The organism is Vibrio sp. T13N (assembly GCF_032970445.1).
GTDB classification, from domain to species: Bacteria; Pseudomonadota; Gammaproteobacteria; order Enterobacterales; family Vibrionaceae; genus Vibrio; species Vibrio diabolicus.
In genome coordinates this window covers 36,178-55,668 of sequence record NZ_JAWJYE010000002.1, presented here as the reverse complement: position 1 = coordinate 55,668, position 19,491 = coordinate 36,178, and the positions used below count along the sequence as shown (strand labels likewise).

Sequence of the window (19,491 nt, the reverse complement as noted above, 5' to 3'; positions counted from 1 at the left end):
AGCATTTACTTTGCTGCTCTTAAGTAACATCACCGATTCTTTATTATTTACCGCATATTCAATACCTATATCTCCAAGCTCAATCATAGAAATTGCAAAGTATTTTTCGTATATTGTCGCTCCGAAAACGACGTAAATTATGCGCAAAATGGAAGAATATCTAACTCGAATTGCCTGCTTAGAAAAAGAAAATGAAGAGCTGAAGCGGAAGAATGCGCGACTACAAGAAAAGTTGAATGCTGCACTCGACAGTAATGGACTGTGTTTGTGGGAGCAGCATATTCCTTCAGGTACTTTGACGATATTCAATATGCAGTGGGGCAAAATGCTAGGTTATCAGCCCCATGAGTTAACCGCGACGGTTGAAACGTGGAAAAACAATCTCCACCCTGAAGATTATGATCTTGCGGTGGGTGCATTTGAAGATCACCTAGCTGGCAAAACCGACCTTTATGAGGTAGTTCATCGCATGATTCATAAAGACGGCAGTGATAGTTGGGTCTACGATCGAGGGCGCATCGTCGAGTATGGTTCTGATGGCGAACCACTACGCATGATGGGCACTCATATCGATATTACAAAAGAAAAGCGATATGAGCAGCAACTGGCTAAGTTAGCTTCGAGTGATCCATTGACCGGACTGTTAAATAGAAAAGCAATTGAGGAAAACTTTAATCATCAACCTCAAACCAAGCCGTCTCAGCAGTCTGCCTTAGTGTTTGTTGATATAGATAATTTTAAAGCAGTTAACGACCAGCTAGGCCATCATACTGGTGATACTCTCCTCATTAATATCGCCAATAGCTTAACAGAGCTTGCGCCAAGCAAGTCTCAAGTCGGACGCATAGGAGGAGATGAGTTTGTCGTTTTAAGCTCTTATTCAAATCAAGAAGAAATATCTCAACTTTGTGATCGACTCTTAAGTTCCATCATTCCTGCGATAAATCAGGACTTAAATAAAGTAACGATTGGAATGAGCATCGGTGTTTGTCTATTTGATAAAGGAAAACAACAGTTTAATGAAGTTTATCAAAAAGCCGATCATGCAATGTATGAGATAAAGAAAAATGGCAAAAATGGCGTTGCCTATATCCAGATATAATAATTCTCTTGTTTTTTTGAAATTAATATTTCTTTAATTTGACAATTTTCTCTACGGAATTGATAGCGTCTTATTTTTTAATAAGTCATTTATATAGGAAACAAAAGAAATAACAAACAATTAAGAATGTTGCATACTACACGGTGTAATATTATTACTGTCTTTGTGACTGCTTTTGTTGCATACAATATTATTTCTTATTATTTTTATAAAAACCACTAGTAAAAAGTAGTTAAACATTATAATTCATAAACTTATAAAAACCGAAATGCATGGTTGAATTTTAACCACCCCTTCTGCTAATATCTCGCCTCGTGTTTAAAAGTAATAAACACACACAAATATAAAACAAACTTTATAAAACATAATGCACACTTGATAATTACTGGTTCTATTTGGGTAGAGCTCGGTATTTATTTTATTTAAAACATTATGAATTTGTAATTTCATTTAATATCAAAATATTAAGTAGGTATATAAATTGAAGAAGGTCATCCTCCCTCAATTGGGCTTTGTTGCGTCAAATTTACGCTTGCTAGCTCTTGGCTTTGTAACCCTCGTGTCAGCATATTCTTTTTCATCAGAGGTTTATGCTGAGCAAGTGGCTAGTGGTGAACAAAAAACATTAGTTGTACTCGTCAATTTCCAAGAAAACCCTCAAGAGATCCCGATCTCTAAAGAAGACGCCCATCATGTTGTTTTTAATACCGTTAGCGACTTCTATTCGCAAATGTCCCAGGGGCAACTTTGGCTATCTGGTGATGTTGCTGGAACATTCACCTTACCAATATCAAACCAAATTTGCGATGATGATGCTGTAGCAGCGGAAGCCAACAAAATGGCTGAAACTGCGGGATATCAACTATCAAACTATGACCGTTTTATCTACTTAACAACCAAAACTGGATGTGCATCAGAAGGCTCTGGTAGTCAAGGAGTAACTCCCTCTAGAGCGTCAATAAATGCGGTTTTCGAGCCTCGAGTTATCGCCCATGAATTAGGACATAATTTTGGATTGCATCACGCTTCCGCACTCGACTGTAAAGACGGTACGTTAGCTGGTGATTGCCGTGTCATAGAGTACGGTGATAGCTACGATACAATGGGTAACTACGATATGGGTTACTTTAGCGCCTTCCAATTGGAAAACTTAGGGTGGCAGACCTCCCCTGCTCAAATCATTTCTAGTGATGGTGTTTACTCTATTGATGCCTATGAAGACTTTGAAAGTACTTCATCAAAAGTTTTAAAAATCCCAAGAGGTACCGATCCAATTACAGGTCAGCGCCAATGGTTTTACGTTGAATATCGACAAGCTCTTGGCTACGACAGCTTTTTACGTGACCGTTCGTACATCGTATACCGCCAAGATGTGACAGAAGGTGTGGTTGTGCGCCTAGCGACAGACGGTGATCTTAAAAGTAGCCGCTTGCTACACATGAAGCCTGACTCCACTTTCAAACAATTATTTGGGAGTAATGACTGGGAAGACCCTGCTCTTCCAATTGGTGGAACGTTCACCGATCCAAAAACAGGCGTGTCGATTACTTTGGAAAGTGCTAATGGTCAAAACGCACAGGTCAGTGTCATATTTGGTGGTGAATCCGGGCAATGCGTTGCGACATCGCCTCTACTCTCTCTAACCCCACTATCAGGTTCTGATGCAAATGCTGGAGAAACGTTAGCGTATAATCTTAAAGTGACGAACCAGAACAATACAGAATGTGCAGACGCGACTTATACAACGGCTTTAAGCGTTCCTGACGGATGGAATTATGACGCAAGCGCCTTGACGGTTCCTTCCGGCATGAGTGCAGAAACGACGGTCATGGTTACGTCAAACAGCGATGCTCAGCCGAACTCTTACAGCATAACCGTTGACGTTATAGATGCTGAAAATGAACAATCAGCCAAAACCGAGCTATCTTACACAGTGTTGTCTGAGTCGACGTCACCACTTGAGGCGGTGAATGATAGCGTAACGATCAGTGATAAATCCGTCGTTCGCATCGAGCAGTTAAATAATGACTCGTTTGAACAATCGACCTCTCTTGCCATTACGGTCGCTAAGCCAAACAAAGGCAGCGCCCGTGTACTGAGCGATGGCTCCATTGAATACACACCTTCGAAGAAGTTTAAGAATAATGATTCATTTACTTATACGATCAGTGACGGTCAATCTTCTTCAACCGCGATGATTAGCATCACCTTACAATCGACTTCTGGTGGGAATGGTGGTGGAAACGGTAAAGGGAAACCGAACTAAATCACGCAATTCATACAAAAAAGCCTGGAGAATACTCCAGGCTTTTTATTCAAAAGACGTCAATTAGTTACTTGGTGCAGGACAAATATCACAGTCTGCAGAAGCTGTATTCGTCGCTTGAGTATTATCGATTTTCAAGAAACCAACCGCCGTCACAGTATCACGGAAAGATTGTGTTTCTGCATTGCTAAATGCCGTTGGGATATAACTACCAGTATAAGACTGACATTGATCCGAAGCGAGTTCGATATTATTCACTACTGTCACGTCATCAGAAACATCCTCAGGCGTACCTGAGTCATCCACAACAGAAACATTCACTAAAGTAAGTCCAGGCGTTGTGTTACATACCATTCCCGAGAAGCTCACTTCTGCAATGATACCGTTTTCAGTAAGTTTGAAGCCGCTTTCACATGATTTCGTTACACTAATCATTGGAGACAAGCTCAATGACTCACATGGATCACTTGCGGTATCAGTAATGGTCGCTTGACCACCCGGAGTCGCAGCTGCTGTGACTTTCACCGTATTAGTTAGACCATTGCTTGTACTTTCAAAACTGCCGCTGTATGAAGCACTATCACCTGAAGCAATGGCACCTAAGCTATGTGTAGTACCTGCTTCTAAATCCTCTACAACAACATCGTAGAGCGTACCGACACCATCATTAATCACGTCGCCGCTGTATGAGTAAACGTAACCATCTTCTGTATCATTCACGACCGCTTGATTACATGTTTTGGTGATATCAACACTACACAACTCAAAGTCACCAACCACAAAGTCTTTCAACTGAGCGGTAATACTGCTTGATGCTCTTGTTTCGGCTGCAAACGAGCTAAAACAGGTGTCTGTTTGTAGAAGTTCAGTAAGATTTACACCACCTTCAAAGAAGGTTTCTGGAGGGAAGACATTTTCGACACCACTTTTTGGCGTATACGCCCATGGTGCAGGTGAGTCAGTTGTATTGGTTGAAGCACACACATCTTGCGCGCCTGGTGAACACAGTGCATTTGTCTTAACTTTCAAACGTAAGTTTGTCGCAGCACACTGACCATCTTGTGGATTATTGTTATCAGCTTTCGCACAAGTTGTGTCCCATTCAAGAACCAAAATTTCTGGCCCCTCATTTGCCCCTTGCAAATAATTCACCTGAATCAAAAGGTCGCCAGCAATATGTTGACCAGTGAATGTACCGTCTGGGTTTGTACTGACTGAGTCTTGATAAAACCAAAAACCTAAGAAGGCATCACCGCTGTTACCAAAACGGTCTGCACCAAAGGTGAGTACAAGGTCATTATTAATGTTGTATGCCGCTGCATACGCATGAAGAATGTCCCCTTTATCAAGTACCGTACCAGTCTTCCAACCAAGTTCCGGTATGTCTTTGATGTCTTTATTACCACCAGTAAAGATTGTATCCGGTGTTGCCGTGTCATTCTCAAAGCTAAATACTAATGCTCCACCACTGTTTGGCGGCGTTGACCAATCATCTGGAGCACCTACTCCAGAGTCATCTATCGCATTAGCATTTGCTTCTAACTCAAATACGCCATCTGTTGGTGTTGCAAATGCAGAGCTACCTATTAGCAAGCTTGTAAATATTGCATAAAGAAAGCTCTTCATCGTATGCCAGATGCCTGACTTACAAGAATTCATAACCTACTCCTTAGAACGCTTCTAAAGCTAGACGAAGGTCCCTATGTCATTAATTGCCTTTTAAGAAAGAGTGAAAGCGAGATACAACTTTCGTTTCGAGCTCGTATAACGCATAGAGCATGCCACTACTTAAGGTTATGATTTTATTAAACTAAATATTTTCAACAGCGAAGAGAATGAACAGAGTGTTCAATTTTAAAGAAAGAGAAAGAAAACAAAAGAGACAAAAAAACCTACGATAACAAAGATATATACGTGTTCTAGGATAATGTTACAGATTGACACTTTATTGTTTACACCTGTGACAGATGCACAAAAACGACGGTATTGAAACTGTCCACTATGAATATGAAATAGACGCTTACTCACCTGCTCCAACTAATGTGAAGGTGATGTGTAACACCTGTTTGCATAGTGTTACATCCTTTACACATCTAATTGAATACTCATTTAACTAAAACATATTCAGTCGTTTAGCGAATAAGTTTTAGCTCAACCATTTATGAAAATATAAACAAACTGTTCACCCCTCTGTACAAAAATAAAAAATAATCAACAAATACAAAAGGTTAAATATGGAACACTCTATGCTAGTCAACTGGCGCAGTTTAACTCTGTGAGAAAACTATCACGTATGTGGGCTCAAGGACGTAGCGAGCCCACTTACACAAGGAGGTTTTATGAAAACCATATTTAACTCTTGGTGGGGCAATAAGAGTTACCGTTGTTCCACTTTATGTAGCCAGAATATACTTACAGCGATCAATATCAGCAGCATGTTTAAGCTGTTTACTTGGGTCATAGCGGTTAGCTTAGTGCTGAGCTCTCAAATTGTTTACGCATCCGCTGGCGACCCTTCAAGCCGAGGCGTGCAACCAATATTTGTTGAAGGGAATAACACCTGTCAACAATTACTTCCAGGGATCGATGGTTTGATAGAATACAAGCTTGAGCCAGTTACAGACGGCACTTTCGGTGATGGCATGCTTGAAGTGGTTATTGATCAACAACCTGGGGCAAAAACCTTCAGTTGGGATCAAGGTGATAGCCCTGTGATTATGCAAGCTATCTTCGTAAAAGGTGGTCCTGACGGAAACCTATATAACTACTTTACAGATGGATTATTGTATCAAGATGATGCCTTACTACATGCACCTGTGGGTAACAATGGTAGATACTATGGCTTAAGTCATATTTCATTCTGTTACACACCTGGCGTACCAGACATTAAAATCACTAAAACTTGTACATTTGGTGATGTTGTCAATGGTAACACTTTGAAATACAACTATAAACTCACTGTAGAAAACACCGGTGACTTTGCATTGTATGATGTTGTGGCAACAGACACTACAGCCGTTGACAACGATATGGCTGCTGGTGACCATGTGTTCAATTTAGCGATGCTCGCCGTTGGACAAACGCAAGAGTTTAATGGTTCGTTTATTATTGACCAAAACGGTATCACTAACTACGCAGAAGTAAGCGCAGCACTTGAAACTGGTGGTGGTGTTGCGGTTTCTGACAACGCGGATTGGGAATGCCCAAGCCAAAACATCCCTGGTTCATTGTCTCTAGAGAAAGACTGTAGTGTCGTCGTCGTGAATCGATTTGAAGATACTGGTATTAATGAATACGGTCTTCAAGTCAATTACAGTGGTAGTGTATGTAATACCTCCAATGTCACCATTGACGGCATTGTCGTAATCGACAACAAAGACTCGAATCCAATCCAGGTTGGTATGCTTGCGCCTGCTGAGTGTTACGACTTTACTGGTAACTACGAGCCAATCCCAGGAGATGGTGAAGGCCTTCCATTACCGGGTGAAGAAGTCAGAGCGTTTACAGATACTGTGGATGCGAGTGGTGAAACTATCTTCGGTAATGTTGTCGTAGAAGCGATAACAGCGTCTGCAGAATGTACGCTATGTCCAACTTGTCCAGAGCCTGTTAACTGCCCTGAATAAGGTCTACTTACAACTTAATAAAACAACGCCTGACGTTAACTCGTCAGGCGTTTTCTTTCGAACTATATCGTTCTATTTATTCTTACCTTTCCCATTGTTACCAGAGTTGCCAGAATCGCCACCAGATGAGGACTCTAACTTCACTGAGACCTGAGCGGTCGAGCTGCTTTGACCATCACCTATAGTATAGGTAAAGCTGTCGTTATTTTTGAATTTCTTCTCAGGTGTGTAACGCAGGGTGCCATCTGATAACAGCTCTAGTCGCCCCTTACTTGGTCTAGTAAAAGAAAGCACGCTTGCAGAGTTTTGCTCTCCAACAACATCGTTTGCCATCACATCGATAATCACCGACTGTTTCGAAGACATAGTCACCTGATCATCAACAGCAACGAGCTCTGGTGATGGCGAGATTTCAGTAGTTACAGAGTAATTCACGGATGCTACGGTTTGCAGACTTGAGTCCTCTCCGTGCGTCACGATCATATTCAAAGCATAGTCTTTATCACTAGCGTCAACCGAAGATACGACTGATATCATTACTTGTCCGGTTTCACCTGCTGCTAGCGTGATTGCATTGCTGCTTGCTTTCCAACCAATTGGCACTGACGCGTTCACAGAAAAACTGCTCGCTGAACAATCTGCACTATCTTTGTTAGTAATAGTGACCTGATATTGAACCTCATCGCCGGCTGCAACCGAGTTGTTTGTTGCAGCTTTCGCAGTTACTGATGGAGCATTAACAGTACAAGTCCCGATATTACCGTTGTCAGAGCCGTCAAAGACAACGCTTACTTCGGCGATGCCGTTCGCTGCACTCACCAAACTCAATGTTACACCTGAGTCTGGGTCAGTATAGCTACCACCGACCGGCATAGATGGGTCAAACCAGTCATTTCGGCCAAAAACCGCACGATATTCAGAATCAGTTTTAAAGTGAAGCAGATTACTGCTGCGCCCATCGCCTTCTACAGCGCTTCGAATGATGATGCCATCCGTAACGTCCCCGCGATAGAACGAGTAAGAACGAGCATCTAAAAAGTCGTCAAACCCAATAGACTGGCGGTATTCAATGTAAAACCATTTTTTTGCACCTGTAGAAGGATCAGTACCACGAGGTACTTTTATCGTAACTGGCTGCTCACTAGTCGTCTCGTAATTCGCGATGGAGTAAGTACCATTTTGAGTAACTTCCAGTGTCTTTGAGGCGTGCTCTCCCTCTAGCCATCCTAGTCGCTCGCGCTGGAAAGTATTCAAATAGCCGATGTCTGGACCACCCATTACATCATAGGTATCACCGTATTCACGCAACGTACAGTTGTCTGAAAGCGTATGCTCGCCACAATCAAGAGCACGAGAGTGATGCAAACCAAAGTTATGTCCAAGCTCATGAGCGATATTCATCGGAGAAAAATCACCATTGATGTGCGCGCGTGAAGGCATGCCATCAATAGTTGCCGATCCAGCGACACCACATGCCGTTTTTGTCATCAAGTAAACAATACGATCGTACTCTTCAAGCTTCACTCCCGCAGCGATGGCTTCTTGATCCGCTGCATCTTGAACAGCGGTAAAATCACAAACCTGATTAGACAACGGTAGATTAAACCAACCCACGACTTTCCCAGATAGCCACATTTGCTCAAAAGAGCTTTCACGGTAGAAGTCATTTACTGTGCCAAAGATTAGATTATTTGCCTCTGACAAAGTTAATGGCTGCTCATTTGGGTTTTCTTTGAAGTTCAGCAGGATAACCAATGTATTTTGCTGTCCCGTCGTACTTCCTGCTGCACTGGCGTAATGGATGCTCTGTAAACAAGCGAATATTACTAATAAAAATGACAACCCTTTATTTAGGATTGTTCTATTTATTTTAATATTTTTTATCACTGCTTCACCTAATTTTAAATTAATAACTAGTTCACCTTCCCGCCAATATAAGCAGAAATGGTAGGGTAAAATAATATAAATTTTAGGCAATAAAATGCCCTAGCCTATAAAGCCAAATATATTCCTATATACATCAACATGGTTATAAAAATATAACCACCAAAAATATAAGAGCCGGAATCATAGCAAAGCAACCGGTCAAAATTCAACCAGAGCGATAAGTAATTTAGGTTAAGTTTGTGTAATAATAAATTTATCCATTTTTGTCAGTTACTTAAAATAACCTTATGATTGTTTTATATGAACAACCTTTGTATTCAACAATGACTTTAATAAATCACTTGCACTACAGCCAATTTAAATCATTAAAAATCAAACAAGTAGAAATTGAACTAAAACAACCTCAATTTCATCGCATAAAGTTATAACCTTTAAATTCATTAACTTAATAACGAGTCATTCGAATAATATACCTCAACAACTCATGAGTAATATTATCCACCTTTAATTGTTAAATTTACGTTAAATTAAAGTGGTGAAAAATTTTTTGCTCACCTAGCTTTATACTCGATTAAAAGACAGACTGAGCGATACAGTGCAATATCAACTAGAGACATATAGAGAAACAAGCTGGATATATGTGCAACTTTATTTTCAATATTGAACTAAAGTCACATGACAATATGACGCTATAGATAGCAATTCAGGAAAACTAGTTAAAGGGTGATTAGCTGATAATTGAGGTTGGTATTTGTACAAAAATTAATTATTCAATAAAAAATGTGTATTAGAATAGTTTGACAATACCAGATAGTAAAAAACCGGCACTAGGCCGGTTTTTAGAAATAGTGGAGGCGCCTCCCGGAGTCGAACCGAGGTCCACGGATTTGCAATCCGCTGCATAGCCACTCTGCCAAGGCGCCTTTCTGATTTTGCATCTCTGTCACCAAAGATTTTGATGGTGCCCCGGGCCGGACTTGAACCGGCACAGCGCGAACGCCGAGGGATTTTAAATCCCTTGTGTCTACCAATTCCACCACCAGGGCAACGCAATCATGCGATGGGTTAGACACCATCTGTCTCAGCGGCCTTTGCCGTGAGAACGAGGCGTACTTTAACGGATTAATTTATCTGGTCAACAAAAAATTAGTCTTTTTTATTCAAATGGTTAAAAAGCCAACTCAAACGAACAAAGGGCGATCATTTTGCTCACAAGAACATCAGCTTGTTTTGCTCTCGTTTACTTTGCTTCATCACTTAATGTCAACGAGGAATCGACAAGTCGCACAAATTGGCAGTATGGGTATAAACTTAACTCGTACTGCAGGGGACAAATAAGCGCTCATCATGTTTCGAAAGTCATCATTTCAATTACCGCTACACACTGATTCCGAACTCGACTTCGTAGTACCCCACTTCTTACTTACTGAATTTGATTATGCGCGCTCTCTGGAACAGGGGATCGTCCAAGACTTGGATCCTGAATATACACACCAATATCGCGTCACACTGAGGCGCATACGCTCACTATGCTTGCTACTTCGCGAATTGATACCTCCTTTTGAACAGCGTATTTTGAAACCTCATTTAAAAATAATGATGAAGAAAACAAATAAGCTGCGTGATTTAGACGTATTTATCTTGGACAAAAGCCAATACATTGAAATGCTCCCAAACCACAAACCCTCTCTTGAGCCGCTTTTTGGCTTTATAGAATCCGAACGTGCTTACGAACAGGCAAAAGTTGCGCGTTGGCTAGCGACACAAGAATACACTATGCACTGCACTTTGGTCAGGAATAGTCTGCTGCGAAGTACACAACACGAACGAGTGGATAACAACGTACCAGCGTTACTCTTCACAAGCCAAAAAGTCTCCGAACAATTTAAAAAGGTCGACAAAGCACGACGCAAGATCTCGGACAAAAGTCGTGACAACGTGATTCACTCGATGAGGATAAAGTGCAAAGCGCTACGTTATTTGCTAGAAGGGTTTTCCGCACTCTACCCTTCCCCACAGCACAAAAACAACGTGAAACAATTAAAACTATTACAAGACAAGCTCGGTGATTTTAACGACACTTCAAGTCAAATTGAATTTTTCACACAGCTCAAAGAGGCAGTAAACCTCAATAAAAAAGATCGTAAGACCCTGAAAAAGCTGCTTAACGTGCTTAGTGAACATCACGATACTTCGCGCCAGACCATCTTAACGCACTTAGACCAATTTGAGGCTTTCATCCACGATACCAACACACAAAGCCTCTACCAGCACTAACCTAGGTTCACGTATTTTTAATATTCATTAATTACAGTCAGTCGTTAGGCTCCATAAAGAAAGATAACGTGAAACCATTAAAACGATACCAATATGAGCGCTATGCCGTACTCTGTAATCTCGCCTATCCTCGCGTCTTCAGACAAACTCAATACGGATTCGATCCTAATGGGCAACGAGTCATTAGAAATGAACACGGTAAGATTATGATTCGCGTGCTCTGGAGTAAAAAACAGAGTGAAGTGGTCGTAGTAATTAAAGGCTCACACAGTATCAGTGATTGGTTGTTGAACTTCGCGATGTGGACGAGAAGCTGTCGACGGTTGGGACTGAATTACCGCATTCACGCGGGTTTCTATCATCTTCTGTTTCAAGAAAGTTTACCGAGCCGAAATGAAGATCGGTTGGGGTTGACCGTGATCGAGCGCCTCGAAGGTATCGTTGTACCGCTCATTCTGAGGGGAAAAAGAATCACCATTACTGGTCACTCTTCAGGTGGCGCGATTGGCAGTGTTTTTGCCGACTATATTGAGAAAAAATACCCAAAGAGCATTAAACGCGTCGTGACTTTCGGTCAGCCCGCAGTTGGAGATTGGACCTTTAAAAAACGCTATCGTTTGGGGCACAAAACTTACCGGATTTGTTGCGACATCGACATCGTGACATTCATGCCGCCAGTGCCTTTTCTCTATTGGCATGTAGGCAAAATGCTATGGTTGTATAACGGGAAAATATACGAGAATACGCCAACGTTCATTCGACTTGGACGTTCTCTATTTAGTTGGTTGATGCGACCATTCTCTTATCACTTTATGAGTAAATACATCCGCGATAAAGACTTCTTTGACGAACGCTGAGCTAAGTACCCTAAAACTATGATGTACAGGCACTAAAAAGCCGGACTTAGCCGGCTTTACGTTTTTGTGGTGAATTACAGAGAGGCAATTTCTTTTTCAAGTTGATATTTGCTATCTGTGACTATGCGCTCTAACACTTCAACGCGTCGCTTCAAATCACCAATTTGCTTGTTAAGGTTATCTTGTTCTTCTTGGCTCATCGTATTACGTTCAGATATCTCCAAGGCTCTTACTTCTTTACGATGATTCAAGATTAACTTAATTATCCCGCCCCCAAATATGGCACCGAACACAATAGCCACAACCAATACATCAGCAATAGATTCCATTCTTCATCTTCCTCTAGATAATGCTCAAATATAAGTTACTCATTTGTTATATGAATATCAAATAACGTATTGATTCACTGCAAAGTTTCATCAAAATTTGCCTGTTCTGTATCAAAATCACAAGAATGGATTACTCAACGCTAACCCAAACCGAGACAGATCCACCATTTACAGGGAACTCAGCCCACCCGTTCGCATCTGTCCAAATGTCTTCAGTTCGGATGCCCAACTTGTCGACATAGCGTGTGCTTGGCTTGCCCGTATACATCCACTTCGAGCCACCTGGTCCATCGCTCATGATCACTGCCATTGAATGTGGATGTTCTGCATCGCCCTCGCGAGTCCAGCCAATTACATCCCAATGGTCGAGATAAGAATGTTGTTTGCCATACGCATAGTCTTTACGCAGTGTTACGAGCTCTTCGATGTAAGGCACTTTGACCATATTGATGTCATGCCCTTTATCACTGTACTGCGCGCCGTAGTAATCTGCATAAAACACAGATGGATAACCTTCTTCACGCAATAAGATAAACGCGTAAGCGAGCGGCTTAAACCACCAATCGACCGTCGACTCCAACGCCTGCAAAGGTTGAGTATCATGGTTTTCTACTAAGGTTACCGCTTTGACTGGATTGTCCTTCATCAGCGTACCATCCATGATTTGACGCATATCGTAGCTACCACCCGATTTAGACGCATTGTAGAAGTTCATATGTAGCGGTGCGTCGAACAGAGACATGCTGCCAGAAGTTTTGGTGATAAAGTTATGCAGCTGATTCACATCGTAGTTCCAGTACTCTCCGACCGTGAAGAGTTCTTTCCCTGTTTTCCAACGTAGGTGATCAATCCATTCTTGAAGATATTGGTATTTGATGTGCTTCACCGCATCCATTCTAAAGCCATCAACACCAGTCATGTTGATGTACCACTCACCCCAATCTTTCAGTTCTTGTTTAACTTCAGGATGATCCATGTCTAAGTCAGCATACATAAGGTAGTCGTAATTCCCCTTTTCAGAACTGACTTCCCAATCCCATGCCTTACCTTCACCTTTGAATTTAAAAATGGCTTTTTCTTTACCTGCATCGTCCCAGTCCACGCCATCAAAATGGTACCAAGTCCAATGGAAGTTAGAGTACTTGTCGTTGCGTCCAGGGAAATCAAACTCCACCCACGCTTCAATCCATTTATCACCAAGTTCAATGTTGCGGTTGTTCCAATCTACCCGCTTAGTATCAACCCAAGATTTCCCATCCGCACCACCACGGTGGTTAAACACCACGTCACCATAAACCTGGATATTGTTATTGTGAGCGGCATTGATAGCACTAAGGTACTGATCTTTCTTGCCGTATTTGGTGCGCACTGATCCTTTTTGATCAAACTCCCCCAAGTCGTACATGTCATAAACGCCGTAGCCGACATCATTACTGCCACCCGCTCCTTTGTATGCAGGTGGTAGCCAGAGCGCTGTGAATCCGTTTTCTGCTAGCGTTGGAGCGTTATTTTCCACTTGAGTCCACAGTGTGCCATCGTTAGGCACATACCAATGGAAATACTGCATCATTGTGCCATTCTCAGCAGCCAATGCAGATGAACTTAGCAACAAGGTTAAAGGTAAAATAGTGCGTTTTAATTTAAATGTTTTCATTATTTTTCTCTCACGTTAAGGACTAAAATCCTCCTTTCTGCTCATACACACCAAGCATTGCCAACGGTCACGCTAGCCAAGTTGCTGCCTGTGATACAAAAAGTTCGGATTACAATCGAAGAGAAATTAGCACCAATCACCCTATACAATTATTGAGTTATTTAACATTTATAAAATCAATGACTAGTGCATTAAAAATATTGAATGGTGATCAAAACATGGGAGGAATTTAGAGAAGCGTGGACAAGTATAGAATGATGGATTTAAAACGAAGAAAGCCAGTCATTTAAGACTGGCTTTCGAAATAGTGGAGGCGCCTCCCGGAGTCGAACCGAGGTCCACGGATTTGCAATCCGCTGCATAGCCACTCTGCCAAGGCGCCTTTCTGATTTTTATATCTCTGTTACCAAAGATTTTGATGGTGCCCCGGGCCGGACTTGAACCGGCACAGCGCGAACGCCGAGGGATTTTAAATCCCTTGTGTCTACCAATTCCACCACCAGGGCAACGCAATCATGCGATGGGTTAGACACCATCTGTCTCAGCGACCTTTGCCGTGAGAACGAGGCGTACTTTAACGGATTAATTTATCTGGTCAACAATAAATTTTATCTTTTTGATTTAAGTGCTTAAAAAGCGATCCAGACGGTACAATTGGCATTCAATTAGGCCAAGAAACACTCGTTAGCTTTCATCAACTCTAAGTCACACACATGTTGATGCCCGTAACAGCTTAGCTTGTAAACGCCTGACTAACGCGGATCGTAGTCACCACTCTCTTCAGCTCTGTAACATCTGTAACAATTGGAGTCCCTACTCTTGGCACTATTTCACACGAAATATCATATTTTGTTACCGATAACTTTGCATCGAATGTGGTCGTACCTTTATAAAATCATTGACATTTTTTATTTTCAAAAAAAGCTCAATTCATTATCGAAAATATCAATAAATAATGATAGCTTACACTCGTTGCAGTAATTTAATGGACATATATCACATATAAGGACGTGGTTTACTTTGGCGACACACCATAAGAAAAACAAGGTATATCACTAATGTCTATCAAGAATCTTTCTATAGCGAAAAAGATATCGCTATCGTTTTTACTCATTGCCATCGTCAACATTGCGTTTGGCGTGTTTTTATCTACAGAGCTCAAAAGCATTAAATCTGAGCTTTTAAACTATACCGATGATACGCTTCCTGCTATGGAAAGAGTAGATTCGATCCGAGATCACTTGTCTCGCTGGCGCCGTGCTCAGTTTGCGACATACACTTATGAAGACGCAGACCAAATCAGAAACAAAATTGCCAGCAACATTCGCGAACGTGAAAAGATCAGCAAAGAGCTCGATTCTTACGGTGAAACGATTTGGCCTGGTGAAGAGCAACAAACTTACCAGCGCCTTATGCGTCAGTGGAAAAAGTACTTGGTCACTATGGATCAGTACAACGAAGCGATGCTAGCCAACGACAAAAGCAAGGCCCACCCTATTTTGGCGAACTCTTTACCTGCTTTCGAAGCGGTTGACTCTGAGCTCGGTGAACTGATCCGTCTACTTAAAAATGCTATGGACAGTAACAAAACTCATATTCTTTCTTCTGTAAATGGATTGAGTAACTCGTCAATTGCAAGCAACGTGATTATTCTGCTTATCATGGTAGGCATGACGTACGTGCTGACACGCCTTATTTGTGGCCCACTAAAACTTGTTGTCGAGCAAGCAAATGCCATCGCAACAGGTGACCTATCAAACGACATCGATCGTAAAGCCATCGGCAATGACGAGCTAGGTGAGCTGGCAGATGCGACCACTAAGATGCAAGATGATTTGCGCCAAGTTATCGACAACGTGATTGCTGCGGTCACACAGTTAAGCAGTGCAGTAGAAGAGATGAATCAAATCTCTGATATTTCTGCGTCTGGTATGAAAGATCAACAACTGCAAATCACACACATTGCTACGGCAATGACAGAAATGAAAGCAGCAGTAGCCGATGTTGCACGTAATACTGAAGATTCAGCGAACCAAGCTAACGAAGCAAACCGTCGTACACAACATGGTGTTCGTGAAACGCAAGGCATGGTTGACGCGATTCATGAAGTTTCAAACGTAATTGGTGCTGCCGGCGATACTGTGGCAGAGCTTGAACAGCAATCGAATAAAATTAACGTTATTGTTGATGTTATCCGTGACATTGCCGATCAAACCAACCTACTTGCGCTTAATGCAGCCATTGAAGCTGCGCGTGCTGGTGAGTCTGGTCGCGGTTTTGCCGTGGTTGCGGACGAGGTTCGAACGCTTGCAGGCCGTACGCAAGATTCAACCAGCGAAATTACGTCGATCATTGAACAGCTACAATCGCTTGCAAAAGACGCGAAATCTGCGACAGAGCTTTCTAGAACCAGTATCTCAGAATGTGCAGAGCAAGGCATTCAATCAAAACAGCTGATGAGCGACATTGAACACTCGATTTCTGATATCTCAGACATGGGCACCCAAATCGCCACGGCTTGTAACCAGCAAGACTCTGTTGCAGAAGAGCTTAACCGCAGCATTGAAAACATACACTTGGCATCTCAAGAAGTATCACAGGGTTCAGAGCAAACCGCACAGGCTTGTCGTGAGCTAAGCCAGCTGTCAATTTCTCTTAAAGATGTAATGAGCCGCTTTAAACTGAGTTAAACTCAGTTGATACCTTAGTTGATATTGAATCAACCTCGATTTGCGCAAATTGAGTGCAATCACTGAGATATATTTAGGTATATTGAATCATGATCTTCAAAAACGCTCCAAAGCACTACTTGGAGCGTTTTACTTCGTCAGGTACTTTCCCCAAGTACTCAATAACATAACCAATACAAAAAACGCGTACGGAGACTTTATGCGCTTAAATAAAACCTTACTATCACTGACTATCGCTGCTGCAACCGTTGCTCCTGCGATGCAAGCTACTGCTGCCCCTCTTCAAATTAGCAACACTGTAGTAAAAGCAGAGCAAGTTCAAGGCGCTAACGCTTGGCTGGAAATAAACTTAGGTCAATTCCGCGATAATATTGAGCAGTTCAAGTCGCACATGGATGGCAAAACGAAAATCTGCGCCGTAATGAAAGCCGACGCATACGGTAATGGCATCGCGGGCCTGATGCCAACCATCATCGAACAACAAATTCCTTGCGTTGCCGTTGCAAGTAACGCCGAAGCACAGACCGTTCGCGACAGTGGCTTTAAAGGTCAACTTATGCGTGTACGCTCGGCGGATATTGGCGAGATCGAAGCCGCAATCGATCTAAATATCGAAGAGCTGATTGGCACTGCTGAGCAAGCCAAAGCACTGTCTAAGCTAGCAGAGAAAGCGGATAAAGAAATCAAAGTTCACCTTGCTCTAAACGACGGTGGTATGGGACGTAATGGCGTTGATATGACGACAAAAGCGGGCAAGCAAGAAGCGCTAGAAATCGCTCAACAAGCTGGCGTTAATATTGTTGGCATCATGACTCATTTCCCTAACTACAATGCAGACGAAGTTCGTCAAAAGTTATCTTCGTTCAAAGACAGCTCTGCATGGCTGATTAAAGAAGCGGGCCTAAAACGCGAAGATATTTTGCTGCACGTGGCCAACTCTTACACTGCACTCAATGTTCCTGAAGCACAGCTTGATATGGTTCGTCCTGGTGGCGTTTTATATGGTGATCTGCCAACCAACCCTGAGTACCCTTCTATCGTGTCTTTCAAAACACGCGTGGCATCCGTTCACCACCTGCCAAAAAATAGCACTGTCGGTTACGACAGCAGCTACAAAACGAGCAAAGAAAGCCTAATGGCGAACATTCCTGTTGGTTACTCTGATGGCTACCCACGAAAAATGGGCAATACAGCAGAAGTACTGATCAATGGCCAACGAGCAAAAGTGGCGGGTGTTGCTTCAATGAACACCACCATGGTTGATATTACAGGTATCAAAGATGTTGAGCCTGGTTCTGAAGTTGTACTGTTTGGCTCTCAGCAAGGCAAAACGATTTCGGCAGCAGAAATGGAAAAACATGCAGAGGTCATCTTCCCAGAACTATACACGGTTTGGGGTACTGCGAACCCTCGTGTCTACGTAAAATAAACCCTTTCAGTTATTCGTAACAGAACGAAAAAGCGAGCCTCGTGCTCGCTTTCCTACTTATATACTAATCTGTAACAATCCGTGCTCTTCTCAATTGAACAGAGTTTGCTATTTGCGTTGCGTTACTTTCCTTGAGCCCTAGCAAGTGACAAATCCTCTAACCCCTTCATCTTAAAATCGTTCAGGTATACTTGTTTTTTATATAGCACTTAGTGTTTGAAAGCCCTTTCAATTGATGTTAAACATGAAGTTTACAAAAGAATAACAAACGCATTCATATGGCACTGCCCTTTTTGCCTGCTGGCTAGGTATCTCTATGACAGAAAATACTCAACATCTTCAGCGCTCCTCATCAGAGTTGCACGAATTTACTCGGGTCGACGTGTGGAACGGTTTCACCCAACTTTTACCTCTGTCCATGTTTGTGGTCATATTTGGCCTCGCATTCGGTGTTGCCGCCGTACAAACTGGACTAGATGTATTTCCCACTATGTTGATGAGCACACTGGTCTTCGCCGGTGCTTCACAATTTGCCACACTTGAAATGTGGGGAGCAGAAGTACCTCTGATTCCAGTGCTTATTACTGTATTTGCTATTAATGCTCGTCACCTCTTGATGGGCGCTACGCTTTATCCATGGTTACGACAACTCCCACCGACAAAACGTTACGGTGTAATGCTAGTAGCATCAGACGCGAACTGGGCAATGGCACTCAATGCATTTGGTAGAAAAGAACCAGGTTTTGGCTTGCTTGTTGGTGGCGGCTTAGCGATGTGGTCGTTTTGGATTGTTGGCACCTGGATCGGCATTTATTTTGGTAACGCAATCAAAGACCCGGTGGGCCTCGGGCTCGATATGGTTATGGGATGCTTCCTGCTGTCTATGGTGGTGGCAGGGCCGAAAGACTTAAGAATCTTTGCAATTTGGGCCACAGCAGCAGCCTCTTCTATGTTGGCGTACTGGTATTTACCAGAGAATAGCCACGTAGTGGTTGGCGCTATTACTGGTGGAGTCTTAGGTGCTTGTTGGAAGGAGAAAAAAGCATGAACATCGAAACGAGCGTAGGTGGCACACTGCTTATCATCATCGCTATGGCGTTAGTCACGCTCATAACCCGCTGGGGCGGAGTGTATGTTATGTCATTTATTCCAATTAGCGAGCGGGTTCAACGTTTCATCACTGCGATGTCAGGTTCCGTATTGGTTGCCCTTTTAGCCCCACTAGCGGTTGAGGGTGATTACGGTGCTAGAGCAGCACTTTTTTCTACTGCTGTCGTCATGTTCATCGTTAAAAAGCCTCTGCCCGCAATTGCAGCTGGCATCATCGCAGCCGCCGCGGTACGCGCTCTTTAACCGTTGTTTCAACGCCGATAC

At 42.5% G+C, this 19,491-nt stretch carries 13 protein-coding genes and 4 tRNA genes; 9 read left to right on the top strand and 8 right to left on the bottom strand.

All coding sequences use genetic code 11. From position 1 onward, the window contains the following. Positions 1–148: 148 nt before the first annotated feature. On the top strand, positions 149–1,102 hold the full coding sequence (locus R2S67_RS03320) for a GGDEF domain-containing protein (RefSeq protein ID WP_046875474.1): 954 nt from the start codon (positions 149–151) through the stop codon (positions 1,100–1,102). Positions 1,103–1,583: 481 nt separating this feature from the next. Then, positions 1,584–3,368, top strand: a complete 1,785-nt coding sequence (locus tag R2S67_RS03315; RefSeq protein WP_317342198.1) for an Ig-like domain-containing protein — start codon at positions 1,584–1,586, stop codon at positions 3,366–3,368. Positions 3,369–3,431: 63 nt separating this feature from the next. Here the strand turns inward: R2S67_RS03315 and R2S67_RS03310 are convergent, their stop codons facing one another. Next, on the bottom strand, positions 3,432–5,027 hold the full coding sequence (locus R2S67_RS03310) for a DUF11 domain-containing protein (RefSeq protein ID WP_317342197.1): 1,596 nt from the start codon (positions 5,025–5,027) through the stop codon (positions 3,432–3,434). A gap of 680 nt (positions 5,028–5,707) precedes the next feature. Between R2S67_RS03310 and R2S67_RS03305 the strand changes: the two genes are divergently transcribed. After that, on the top strand, positions 5,708–6,994 hold the full coding sequence (locus R2S67_RS03305) for a DUF11 domain-containing protein (protein WP_225461124.1): 1,287 nt from the start codon (positions 5,708–5,710) through the stop codon (positions 6,992–6,994). Positions 6,995–7,066: 72 nt separating this feature from the next. Here R2S67_RS03305 and R2S67_RS03300 read toward each other — a convergent pair whose 3' ends face one another. The 3 genes from R2S67_RS03300 to R2S67_RS03290 form a co-directional block, all read right to left on the bottom strand. Further along, a complete protein-coding gene (locus R2S67_RS03300) occupies positions 7,067–8,749 on the bottom strand; it encodes an Ig-like domain-containing protein (RefSeq protein ID WP_317342734.1) in 1,683 nt (560 codons plus the stop codon). A 981-nt stretch (positions 8,750–9,730) separates the two neighbouring features. Next, positions 9,731–9,804, bottom strand: a tRNA-Cys gene (locus R2S67_RS03295). A 36-nt stretch (positions 9,805–9,840) separates the two neighbouring features. Continuing rightward, positions 9,841–9,927 (bottom strand) — tRNA-Leu (locus R2S67_RS03290). 301 nt (positions 9,928–10,228) lie between these two features. Between R2S67_RS03290 and R2S67_RS03285 the strand changes: the two genes are divergently transcribed. Next, a complete protein-coding gene (locus R2S67_RS03285; RefSeq protein ID WP_317342194.1) occupies positions 10,229–11,158 on the top strand; it encodes a CHAD domain-containing protein in 930 nt (309 codons plus the stop codon). A gap of 68 nt (positions 11,159–11,226) precedes the next feature. After that, positions 11,227–12,015 carry a lipase family protein gene (locus R2S67_RS03280; protein WP_047009223.1) on the top strand — a complete coding sequence of 263 codons (789 nt, stop codon included), beginning with the start codon at positions 11,227–11,229 and terminating at the stop codon, positions 12,013–12,015. 74 nt (positions 12,016–12,089) lie between these two features. On the opposite strand, the gene R2S67_RS03275 is transcribed toward R2S67_RS03280, so the two are convergent. The 4 genes from R2S67_RS03275 to R2S67_RS03260 form a co-directional block, all read right to left on the bottom strand. Continuing rightward, positions 12,090–12,344 (bottom strand): hypothetical protein, encoded by a 255-nt coding sequence (locus R2S67_RS03275; protein WP_012842214.1) that lies wholly within the window; start codon positions 12,342–12,344, stop codon positions 12,090–12,092. 130 nt (positions 12,345–12,474) lie between these two features. Beyond that, positions 12,475–13,998 carry an alpha-amylase gene (amyS, locus tag R2S67_RS03270; RefSeq protein WP_317342193.1) on the bottom strand — a complete coding sequence of 508 codons (1,524 nt, stop codon included), beginning with the start codon at positions 13,996–13,998 and terminating at the stop codon, positions 12,475–12,477. 308 nt (positions 13,999–14,306) lie between these two features. Then, positions 14,307–14,380: transfer RNA gene (locus R2S67_RS03265), tRNA-Cys, on the bottom strand. A gap of 37 nt (positions 14,381–14,417) precedes the next feature. Then, positions 14,418–14,504 (bottom strand) — tRNA-Leu (locus R2S67_RS03260). Between the two features lie 552 nt (positions 14,505–15,056). On the opposite strand from R2S67_RS03260, the gene R2S67_RS03255 reads away from it, so the two are divergent. From R2S67_RS03255 to R2S67_RS03240, 4 genes are all read left to right on the top strand, one after another. Next, positions 15,057–16,688 carry a methyl-accepting chemotaxis protein gene (locus R2S67_RS03255; protein WP_012842212.1) on the top strand — a complete coding sequence of 544 codons (1,632 nt, stop codon included), beginning with the start codon at positions 15,057–15,059 and terminating at the stop codon, positions 16,686–16,688. 199 nt (positions 16,689–16,887) lie between these two features. After that, complete coding sequence (gene alr, locus R2S67_RS03250; protein ID WP_256952389.1) at positions 16,888–18,117, top strand: alanine racemase; 1,230 nt, start codon at positions 16,888–16,890, stop codon at positions 18,115–18,117. A gap of 316 nt (positions 18,118–18,433) precedes the next feature. Further along, the gene (locus R2S67_RS03245; protein ID WP_012842210.1) at positions 18,434–19,165 is read left to right on the top strand and encodes an AzlC family ABC transporter permease; all 732 of its coding nucleotides are present in this window, start codon (positions 18,434–18,436) and stop codon (positions 19,163–19,165) included. Beyond that, the gene (locus tag R2S67_RS03240) at positions 19,162–19,470 is read left to right on the top strand and encodes an AzlD family protein (protein ID WP_124007969.1); all 309 of its coding nucleotides are present in this window, start codon (positions 19,162–19,164) and stop codon (positions 19,468–19,470) included. Before R2S67_RS03245 ends, R2S67_RS03240 begins: the two co-directional genes overlap by 4 nt. Positions 19,471–19,491 lie beyond the last annotated feature (21 nt).

What these genes read in the sequence shown, in the direction of transcription:
- R2S67_RS03320 (WP_046875474.1), top strand. Translation starts at nt 149, where the DNA reads ATGGAAGAATATCTAACTCGAATTGCCTGCTTAGAAAAAGAAAATGAA.
- R2S67_RS03310 (WP_317342197.1), bottom strand. Translation starts at nt 5,027, where the DNA reads ATGAATTCTTGTAAGTCAGGCATCTGGCATACGATGAAGAGCTTTCTT.
- R2S67_RS03305 (WP_225461124.1), top strand. Translation starts at nt 5,708, where the DNA reads ATGAAAACCATATTTAACTCTTGGTGGGGCAATAAGAGTTACCGTTGT.
- R2S67_RS03285 (WP_317342194.1), top strand. Translation starts at nt 10,229, where the DNA reads ATGTTTCGAAAGTCATCATTTCAATTACCGCTACACACTGATTCCGAA.
- R2S67_RS03275 (WP_012842214.1), bottom strand. Translation starts at nt 12,344, where the DNA reads ATGGAATCTATTGCTGATGTATTGGTTGTGGCTATTGTGTTCGGTGCC.
- amyS (WP_317342193.1), bottom strand. Translation starts at nt 13,998, where the DNA reads ATGAAAACATTTAAATTAAAACGCACTATTTTACCTTTAACCTTGTTG.
- R2S67_RS03255 (WP_012842212.1), top strand. Translation starts at nt 15,057, where the DNA reads ATGTCTATCAAGAATCTTTCTATAGCGAAAAAGATATCGCTATCGTTT.
- alr (WP_256952389.1), top strand. Translation starts at nt 16,888, where the DNA reads ATGCGCTTAAATAAAACCTTACTATCACTGACTATCGCTGCTGCAACC.
- R2S67_RS03245 (WP_012842210.1), top strand. Translation starts at nt 18,434, where the DNA reads ATGACAGAAAATACTCAACATCTTCAGCGCTCCTCATCAGAGTTGCAC.
- R2S67_RS03240 (WP_124007969.1), top strand. Translation starts at nt 19,162, where the DNA reads ATGAACATCGAAACGAGCGTAGGTGGCACACTGCTTATCATCATCGCT.